The 8,678-nt window shown below is 66.0% G+C and carries 12 protein-coding genes and 1 pseudogene; 8 read left to right on the top strand and 5 right to left on the bottom strand.

Features of this window, described 5'->3' with window-relative positions; translation table 11 throughout:
* Window positions 1–689 (top strand): efflux RND transporter permease subunit (locus EPN98_RS05385; protein ID WP_293361274.1); only part of this gene is annotated, 689 nt, incomplete at its 5' end.
* A 63-nt stretch (window positions 690–752) separates the two neighbouring features.
* Here the strand turns inward: EPN98_RS05385 and EPN98_RS05380 are convergent.
* The gene (locus EPN98_RS05380) at window positions 753–890 is read right to left on the bottom strand and encodes a hypothetical protein (protein ID WP_293361273.1); all 138 of its coding nucleotides are present in this window, start codon (window positions 888–890) and stop codon (window positions 753–755) included.
* Window positions 891–1,083: 193 nt separating this feature from the next.
* Between EPN98_RS05380 and EPN98_RS05375 the strand changes: the two genes are divergently transcribed.
* On the top strand, window positions 1,084–1,890 hold the full coding sequence (locus EPN98_RS05375; protein WP_293361271.1) for a universal stress protein: 807 nt from the start codon (window positions 1,084–1,086) through the stop codon (window positions 1,888–1,890).
* A gap of 83 nt (window positions 1,891–1,973) precedes the next feature.
* Here EPN98_RS05375 and EPN98_RS05370 read toward each other — a convergent pair whose 3' ends face one another.
* Window positions 1,974–2,474, bottom strand: a complete 501-nt coding sequence (locus EPN98_RS05370) for an SRPBCC domain-containing protein (RefSeq protein WP_293361269.1) — start codon at window positions 2,472–2,474, stop codon at window positions 1,974–1,976.
* Between the two features lie 179 nt (window positions 2,475–2,653).
* A complete protein-coding gene (locus EPN98_RS05365) occupies window positions 2,654–3,157 on the bottom strand; it encodes a hypothetical protein (RefSeq protein ID WP_293361267.1) in 504 nt (167 codons plus the stop codon).
* Between the two features lie 428 nt (window positions 3,158–3,585).
* Between EPN98_RS05365 and EPN98_RS05360 the strand changes: the two genes are divergently transcribed.
* A complete protein-coding gene (locus EPN98_RS05360) occupies window positions 3,586–3,939 on the top strand; it encodes a hypothetical protein (RefSeq protein WP_293361265.1) in 354 nt (117 codons plus the stop codon).
* Window positions 3,940–4,001: 62 nt separating this feature from the next.
* On the top strand, window positions 4,002–4,370 hold the full coding sequence (locus EPN98_RS05355) for a zf-TFIIB domain-containing protein (protein WP_293361263.1): 369 nt from the start codon (window positions 4,002–4,004) through the stop codon (window positions 4,368–4,370).
* A 237-nt stretch (window positions 4,371–4,607) separates the two neighbouring features.
* Here the strand turns inward: EPN98_RS05355 and EPN98_RS05350 are convergent, their stop codons facing one another.
* Complete coding sequence (locus tag EPN98_RS05350) at window positions 4,608–4,874, bottom strand: hypothetical protein (protein ID WP_293361261.1); 267 nt, start codon at window positions 4,872–4,874, stop codon at window positions 4,608–4,610.
* Between the two features lie 159 nt (window positions 4,875–5,033).
* Here EPN98_RS05350 and EPN98_RS05345 point away from each other — a divergent pair, with 159 nt between their 5' ends.
* The 3 genes from EPN98_RS05345 to EPN98_RS05335 all read left to right on the top strand — a co-directional run bounded on the left by EPN98_RS05345 (window position 5,034) and on the right by EPN98_RS05335 (window position 6,849).
* Complete coding sequence (locus tag EPN98_RS05345) at window positions 5,034–5,927, top strand: cation diffusion facilitator family transporter (protein ID WP_293361259.1); 894 nt, start codon at window positions 5,034–5,036, stop codon at window positions 5,925–5,927.
* Between the two features lie 346 nt (window positions 5,928–6,273).
* A complete protein-coding gene (locus EPN98_RS05340; RefSeq protein WP_293361257.1) occupies window positions 6,274–6,612 on the top strand; it encodes a hypothetical protein in 339 nt (112 codons plus the stop codon).
* Window positions 6,613–6,651: 39 nt separating this feature from the next.
* Window positions 6,652–6,849: a hypothetical protein gene (locus EPN98_RS05335; protein WP_293361255.1), complete on the top strand. Its 198-nt coding sequence runs from the start codon at window positions 6,652–6,654 to the stop codon at window positions 6,847–6,849.
* Between the two features lie 3 nt (window positions 6,850–6,852).
* Here EPN98_RS05335 and EPN98_RS05330 read toward each other — a convergent pair whose 3' ends face one another.
* A complete protein-coding gene (locus EPN98_RS05330) occupies window positions 6,853–7,218 on the bottom strand; it encodes a hypothetical protein (protein ID WP_293361253.1) in 366 nt (121 codons plus the stop codon).
* A 345-nt stretch (window positions 7,219–7,563) separates the two neighbouring features.
* Between EPN98_RS05330 and EPN98_RS05325 the strand changes: the two are divergent.
* Window positions 7,564–8,615: pseudogene (locus EPN98_RS05325) on the top strand (IS3 family transposase); the annotation flags it as partial.
* Window positions 8,616–8,678 lie beyond the last annotated feature (63 nt).

Here is an 8,678-nt window from a genome sequence, read left to right as displayed (position 1 = left end):
CCTATTCCGAGGGGCTGAACCAGGTGAGCCGCGAAAACGGCAAGCGACGCGTGGTGGTGCAGGCGAACGTTCGCGGCAACGACCTGGGCTCGTTCGTCGCTGAGGCGCAGCGGAAGGTGGAAAGCGAGGTCAAGCTACCGACGGGCGCCTGGGTCGAGTGGGGCGGGCAGTATGAGAACCTCAGGGCCGCGCAGGCTCGACTGGCGGTTGTCGTGCCGCTCTGCTTCCTCTTGATCTTCGCGCTTCTCTACATGGCTCTAGGTGGGGTGAAGCCGGCGCTGGGCGTCTTCTCGGCCATTCCGCTCGCCCTGGCCGGCGGCGTGTTCGCCCTGGCCGCGCGAGGCATGCCATTCTCCGTCTCCGCCGCGGTCGGGTTCATCGCCTTGTCCGGCGTCGCGGTGTTGAACGGCCTGGTGATGATGACGGCCATCCGACAGCGGCTGGAGAGAGGCGCCGATCTGGATCATGCCATCGTCGACGGGGCCATGGAGCGGCTGCGCCCGGTTCTCATGACCGGGCTCGTCGCCTCCCTCGGCTTCGTGCCGATGGCGCTCGCCACCGAAACTGGCGCGGAGGTCCAGCGGCCGCTCGCCACCGTGGTGATCGGCGGATTGGTCACAGCCACAGTCCTGACCCTGTTCGTCTTGCCGGCCATCTGTCGCCTGATTTTGCGACCGGCGGCGCGCTGACGACCCGCACGCTCGGTGTCCGGAGCGCCCATGCTCCGGACACCGAGAGCGCACAGCGCCGTCTCACCGCACCAAAACGGCGCGGGCCGCCCGGTAGGCATGCTCGTGAGGACTGGCGAAGATGAGATACAAGGCGCCGCCGAGCACGATGAGCGAGAAGACGAAAAGGAAGAGCGCTCCACGACTGACCTTCTGCCGCATACCTGGGGACCGCCTTCATTGGGTGCGTCGTTGAAGTCTGCGACGCCCTGGCAAAGGCCACAAGTTCGACCGACGAGACCGGCCATGGAGTTGGCGCGATTTTGACACGTCGCAAGGCGGATTAGGGTAGGCCGTTGAACGTTCACACCCCGAGACCCCGCGAGGGGGTCCGACAGCCGATGCGAGGCGAACGATGACCTATGCCGATATCGTGGTGGACGCGACCCCCAGCCCGACGGTGCGTCAGACCCTGGAGGTGGCGGCCGAGTTCGCCGAGACCTACGGCGGCCGCCTCTCGGTCACGGCCTTTGCTTGGCCCCGAACCTCGATACTGAACGACGCGCTCCTCGGGAGCGCCGGCGGAGCCACGCTCCAAGCCTTGGCCTTCGGCGAGGCGCTCGAGAGCACGCAGGCGATCCAAGACGAGGTGTTCGCGGGGCGCCAGATCCTCACGGACTGGTGCTCGGGTATCTCGGATCCAAATCTGATCCTCCGCGAACATCTGCTCACAGCTGACCTGGCGATCCTCGGCGCGCCCGCGAGCGGACCGTTTGCGACTGTTGACCCGACCGACCTGTCCGCCCGCTCGGGCGCGCCGGTCCTGCAAATCGGATCGCACCGTCCAAGAACGCCGTATCAGCACATCCTGCTCGCGTGGAAAGACACCCGGGAAGCTCGACGAGCTATGCATGAGGCGCTCCCGCTTCTGAAGCGCGCCGAGCGCGTCGTCGTCCTTGGCGTCGGCGACGAGGTGGGAAGTGAACGGTTGGCGCAGGCCGCCGAACATCTGGGGCGGCACCAAGTCCCCGCAGAACATCTTCATCTCTCCAAGAGCGCCGCTGGCGTTTGCGCCCAAATCCTGCAGCACGCCGAGGTCGAAGGATGTGATCTCCTGGTGAGCGGAGCCTATAGCCGGCCTCGCTACAGCGAGAACGTCTTCGGCGGCGTCACGCGCGAGCTTGTGCAGGGCCTTCCGCTGTCCTGGTTTCTGGCCCACTGAGGCTGACCCGTTGTCGTCGCTGGACCCGCTTCTGCGAAGAGGACGCCGCTCGCTGCCACACGCCCCTGGGACCAGCGTCTGCGCTAGGAGCCAGCCTTTCTCCGCGCGGCGCGGCGCTGACGCCGGTTCATCGGCTTTCCGTCTTGTGGCGGGGCAGCAGATCGAGCGCGTCCCGCCAAGGCGGCGCCCCACGCATCGTAGTAGGGTTCAAGCCGCTCGATCCTGAGCTTGTACTTGAACGCGATCTGCGCCAGCCAGCCCGTGAAGCGCACGCCATGCCGAACCCGGACCCCTTGCTCGACGGGCTCAAGCTCGATCCAGCGCCGCTCCCGAAAGCCCGGCCAGCCGATCGTGAACTCCAGCCGCCGTGGCGCGTCGAAGGCCGTGATTCTGGCAGGGACCGATTTCCTGGACACATTGCCCCAGCTGACCGAGAACCGAACCTTCGCTCCGGCCTTCGCCTCACCCTCGATCTTCTGATACGGGTTCCAACTCGGGTACTCGTCGAAGCTGATCAGGCGACGCCAGATGACCTGCGCCGGCTGACGGATGAGCAACTCCGTCGAATAGGCGATCTCGCTCATCGGCCAAACTCCAGAACGGCGCAACGACGGGCGACCGCCTTTCAACTCTAGGGAATGCTGCTGCAGGCGGCAAACTGGGGCAGAGGAGTTCTACCCGCTCGGCGATCGCCGCACCTTCCCGGCTGTCTCGGCGCGCCCGACGTCGAATGCCCGCTTCTCTAAGTGCAGGGAATCCACCTTCAACGCCGAGGAAGGATGTTCTTGGGCATCACGATCACCTGGGATTCGGACCGTCGTCGTGGCGCATTGGCGCGAGCCAGTGCGGGAGCCTCGCTTTGCGATGGCGCCGGGACGAAGCAGACGAGGCGCAAGGCCTGCACTTCGGCATTCATCGCGGGCGGCCGCCACGCTTCTCGGCTGAACGTCGTCCCGGCGTATTCGCCGGTCCAGGTCCGGCGGGTTGTTCGCACAGTCCGGAGCTGCTGGGTCTTGCAGTCGAAGTCGAACGTCACCTCGAGCTTCGTGACCGTGCGCCCAGCCTCGAGTTCGGGCTCCCGCAACTCCACAACACCCTGGACCCGTTGATATCCATGACCGTGATGGTCGTGGTTGGACTCCATCTCCAAGGCGAGAGCACCGTTCTCGGTCGCGCCGATTGAAGTCGGCGCAACCGGTTCCTGGGCGCCCACGAAGCCTGGCACAAGCGCCAGCAGGAGCACAAGTTTCCGAGCGATTCGAGGCACGGCGCAGTTCCTCTGCAGCAGATTCTTCGCGCCCTTGTTCGACGAGAGCGCCTGCGCAGAAGACCACGAGCGAGCCCGCGATAGAAGACGATGGGTGACCGGCGCGGATCGGACCCGCGCCGCCATTTACGTGGAGCTGGCCGACGGCGCCGGAGCCGAGGCCGTCCGCCCTGTCGCGGCCGGCTTTACAGCCGACGAGGCTGCAGCTTCCGGTACACGCGGTGGCCCAGCCGAAGGCGCCTCTACTCTACTCTGGCGCGGGCCGAAAAGTTATTGGGCCTGGCGTCAAACGTCATGAGATTTCCCGACCTGTCGTTTTGCAGATGAACAGAAGATGACGCCGACCGTTCCGCTGGAGTTCAGGCGCGCGCGCTGATGATACCTGATCGCTGAGTGGGTCTTCCGCCAGCAAATCGGAGTGAAATTTCATGCGTTTGCTCATCGCCGCCACGGCGGCTCTCTCGGTTCTCGGCGGGTCGGCGGCGTTGGCGCAGCCCTACGGCTACGCCGGCCAGCAGGGCTTCTACGACCAGCAGCCTTACTACGGCCAGCGGCAGCCGTATCGCGGCCAAAGCTACGGCCGCGGGTCCCACGGTCCGCCCGTGCAATATGGTTATGGTCAGCCCTACGGCGGCAACGCCTACAACGGAGGGTCGGCCTACTATGGCGCTCAGGTCTACGGCTACGACAACCGTTCCGAACGCCACGTGCGCCGTGAGCATCGGCGGGACCGCGACCGCCACTATGTGGCCCCGCGCGGCGGATATGACCGTCATCACTAGGGCGAATTCGCCGTCAGGCGCCCCGCTCGCCCGAGCGAGCGGGGCGCAGTCAGGAGCGACAGATGGTAGACACCGGCGCCACCTCTTCGGCTCGGCATGACCAGGGGCTATTATGCCCGGTCTGCAGGGTGGACTTGGTAATGACTGACCGGCAGGGAATCGAGATCGACTACTGCCCCAAGTGCCGCGGGGTCTGGCTCGATCGGGGCGAACTCGACAAGATTATCGAGCGCAGCGCCGCCTACGAGACCGGGGCTCCCTCGCCGCAGGCGTTTCCTGAGCCGCCCGCCAGCCCGGCGCCGGGCTATGGGCAGCCCTGGGACGGAGGCTATTCCGGGCAGCATGGCGGCGGACACGGGGGCGGCAAGCACGGCGGCGGGCGCCACGGCGGGCGCCGGCGCGGCTTTCTCGGCGGCCTTTTCGACGATTAGCACCTCCGGTGGAGCCTTTAGCGCAGCCGGAAGACCGCACAGCGGTTGCGCTGAGCCGCGAGCAACGGCTTCCGCCGGACCCCGCATATCGCCAGGGCGGCCGTTGCGTCGGTTTTCACCGAACCCGGCACAGATAGGATCGGCGGTGTAGGCATGCTGGGCCGGGCGCCGGACCCCTGATCATGCAGCATACCATCCCGGCCGTTCGGCTCATCCGACAGCGACCGGACGGCGAACTCAATGCCGGCGGCCGCCCAGATGACCGAAGCCATTGTGCCCGCTAGAGTAGCCGCGCGAATAGCCGTGGCCACGATCGTAACCGTAGGGCGCGGTGTAGATCGCGCCCCGACCGTGGCTATAGGGCGCCCGGTAGGACGCGTTCGGATATGAGCGACCGTAGTATCCGTAGTCGCCGGCGCCGTATGTGGAGCATCCGGCCAAGGCCAGGCCGGCGAGTCCCGCGGCGAAGAGCGGAGCGAATTTGACGAACTTTGTGCGGGCCATCACGTCCTCCTTCCGGCAATTAACACGAGAGCGGCTGTATGGGTTCACAGCCGGAATGAACGGCATCCGAATGCGATGTTCATGATACCGGAGCATTGCGGGGCGATTGGCCGATTCAAACGTTGGTCTGCAACGATCCGCTGAGCAAGGGAGCTGACCATGGGTGCAGGCCACGATCATGCCGGCGCGGCCACCAATAGCCGGCGGCTGACGATCGCGCTGGCGCTGACCAGCACCTTCCTCATCGCTGAGGTCGCGGCGGGCTTCATCTTCAACAGCCTGGCGCTGCTGTCCGACGCAGCGCACATGTTCACCGACGCCGCAGCCCTGGCCATCGCCCTGGTGGCGATCCGCATCGGCGCGAAGCCCGCCGACGAGCGCCGCACCTTCGGCTATCGTCGCTTCGAGATCCTGGCTGCAGCTTTCAACGCCCTGCTGTTGTTCGGCGTAGCGCTATACGTGCTGGTCGAAGGGATCCGCCGTCTCGTGACGCCCGAAACCGTCCAGTCGACGGGGATGCTCATCGTGGCCGTCCTCGGGCTCGGAATTAACCTCATCTCCATGCGGCTGCTGGCGGGAGGCAAGGACAAGAGCCTCAACATCAAGGGCGCTTATCTCGAGGTCTGGGCGGACATGCTGGGCTCGCTCGGCGTCATCGTCGGCGCACTCGTCATCCGCTTCACGGGATGGCCCTGGGTGGACCCGATCGTCGCCATCGCCATCGGTCTTTGGGTGCTGCCCCGGACCTGGATTCTACTTCGCGACAGCACCAACATCCTCCTGGAGAGCACGCCGCGCGGCGCCGTCCTGGCAGACATTCGCAAGACGATGATCGGCACGCCCGGGGTCTCTGGCGTGCATGATCTCCACGTCTGGGTGTCCGGCGCAGACCAGGCCAGCGCCTCGGTCCACGTGGTTCTCGCCGACGGCGCCGACGGGGAAGTGGTGCGCAAGGCCGTGGAAAGTCGCCTGCGCGACGACTACAAACTGCTCCATGTCACCATCCAGACCGAGCGTGAGGCTTGCCCCGACGGCGACGGTTACCACCCTTGAGGCGCGGCCGCGGGTCAGACGCGCGGCGGCGGCCGCTGGATGCGCGCCCCCGGGTTCTCCAGGACACAGCGGGGGCGGCGAACGCCGCCGGATCATCGGCGGACTTGGCGCCGCGCCGCATCATGATCTCCACCGTAGCTTCGAACTTCTCGATTCTCCGCGCATTGAGACGGTTGCCGTTTAGCGGACACGCGCGTCCGCCGGGCGCCCAAAGCCGAACTCTAGACCCAATCGTCCGTAAACGAGATGTTCGTCTGCGCCAGCTTCTCAGCGCTCTACGGGTGGTGGAACGAGCAGTTGGCGTCCGACCTCGGCTTCGTCACGGCGCTCAAGCACCTGGACGGCCATGGACACGATCCTCAAGGTGAGGCCCGACGCCTTCTTCGTGCAGTCTGAGAGTTCGGAGTACTTCCATGCCGACAGCCCGGCGGCAATCCGCGCGGCCGAGATTCGGAATGCTCATCGGTTCCTATCCTTGGGCCTGAACTACGGTCGCCGGGTCGATTCAGAAACCTACATTTACCTCTGGGACAAGGGCATGAGGGAAGCGGAATATCAGTTCTTCCTCGAACGCAGCCTTCGCCATCACTGCATCATGGGAACCGACTACTACGTGACGAATGAGCATAGGGTCGCGCCGGAGGGCCGCACGTGGGCTGCGGGCGAGGTGTTCGGTTACGACTAGACCACGCGGCAGTACCATGATCGGTACAAGCTTCAGTTGATGCACACCGAAACCAACCTGGTCGACGGCACGAACGGCGGAGAAGCGGAGGCCTGGCTCTGGAAGCAATGGGCGAATGTGCTCCGCGTGCGCAACGCGGAGTCGATGCTGGACGTGTCGGCGCTGAAGGATCTTCTGGGAGCGGCGGACAGGAGACTCTACCCCGGCGATGTCGCCAAGCTCGTGGCCCGAGCATAGCGGTTAGTGGTGTGAGCCGCCTCTTCTTGAGGCGGCGAGAACGCCCCCCAACCTTGAGAGGACAAGGGGAGCAAGGACGAGGAAGACCGCGCCCAAGGCCCAGATCACCACGATGACCGGCTTTGCGATGCCCCGCAACAGATCGGCGCCCTGACCTACCAGACCGGCCCCGCCCATATTTTCGAAGACCAAGGCCGCTTCCTTGCCCACGCCGCTCAAGGTGGCGAGGTCTTTGGCGCTGTCCAGAGTTGGTGCGCTATTGGCTTTCAGCCAGGCCGTCACGCCGTCCGCAACCTCGTAGGCGAACCACGCCAGCAGCGACCAGGCGATCAGCGCGGCGCCCGCGAGAACCCAGACAACGCGCCGCATCCGGGGCCTGCGCGCTCCTGGCCTGCCGCCTTGCGTGGAACCGGAGAACGGGATGTTATCACCGCCACGCCAGCCACCCTGCGAATGCCTACCCAACCGCGACGTCCTTTCGCTCGCTCGTAACTGTAGCCGGTCGCAACGCCTCAAGACCGGCGCTCCCTGCGGCGAGCCCTGGGCCAATGTCTCACCAACCGCACCCGACGCCAACCGGATCTCTCGCTCGAAACGACGGTAGGAGTGGCGTCATTCCGACTTGCCGCCCCGCGCCCGCTGCTTTGTCGCACTGACCTGCCCCCTTCCTGATCCCTCGGTTTGAATGAGAGTCCGTCATCCAAGGAGACGGACGTGAAGAAGAGCAGGTTCAACGAGGCGCAGATCATTGGCGTGCTGCGGGAGCAGGAGGCCGGGAGTCCGACGGCGGAGGTTTGTCGGCGGCACGGGATCAGCGAGGAGACCTTTCTACCGGTGGAAAGCCAAGTACAGCGGCATGAGCGTGTCGGACGCCACGAAGCTGAAGGCCCTGGAGGACGAGAACCGTCGGCTGAAGAAGCTGCTGGCGGAGTCGATGCTGGACGTCTCGGCGCTGAAGGACCTGCTGGGAAAAAACTGATCGGGCCCGCGGCGCGCAGGGCGGCCGTGCTTCGCCTGATGGCGGAGCGCGGCTTCTCGCAGAGGCGCGCCTGCGGGCTGGTCCAGGTCGATCCCAAGACGGTGCGCCGCGCGGCCCAGCCGGGCGATGCGGACGTGCGCGAGCGGCTGCGGGGGCTGGCGGCGGAGCGACGCCGCTTCGGCTACCGGCGCCTCGGCATCCTGCTGCAGCGTGAAGGCGTCAGCATGAATAAGAAGAAGCTCTTCCGGCTCTACCGGGAGGAGGGCCTGGCGGTGCGCAGGCGCCGCGGCCGCAAGCGCGCCACCGGCACGCGGGCGCGGATGGCGCTGCCGGATGGGCCGAACCAGCGCTGGAGCCTGGACTTCGTCGCCGACACGCTCAGCTGGGGTCGGCGTTTTCCGATCCTGTGCATCGTCGACGACTTCACCCGCGAGGCCCTGGCCCTGGTCGTCGACACCTCGATCGGCGGCGATCGCATGGCCCGCGAGTTGGACGCCCTGATCGCCCGGCGTGGCAACCCACTCACCATCGTCAGCGACAACGGGACCGAGATGACCAGCCGGGCGATGCTGGAATGGACAACCGCATCGGCGTCGACTGGCATTACATCGCGCCCGGCAAGCCGCAGCAGAACGGCTTCGTCGAGAGCTTAAACGGCAAGCTGCGCGACGAGTGTCTGAACGAGGAGGTCTTCGGAAGCCTGGCCGAGGCCCGCGCCGTGATCGAGCGCTGGCGGCTCGACTACAACCACGTGCGCCCGCACTCGGCGCACGGCGGACTGACCCCGGAAGCGGTGTGGCTGAACCCCGCGGGCGCTGGAGATCAACTATCAACCCCCAGGGCTCTCATA

Source organism: Phenylobacterium sp. (assembly GCF_004299445.1).
GTDB lineage: Bacteria > Pseudomonadota > Alphaproteobacteria > Caulobacterales > Caulobacteraceae > Phenylobacterium.
This window is presented reverse-complemented; position numbering and strand designations above follow the sequence as displayed.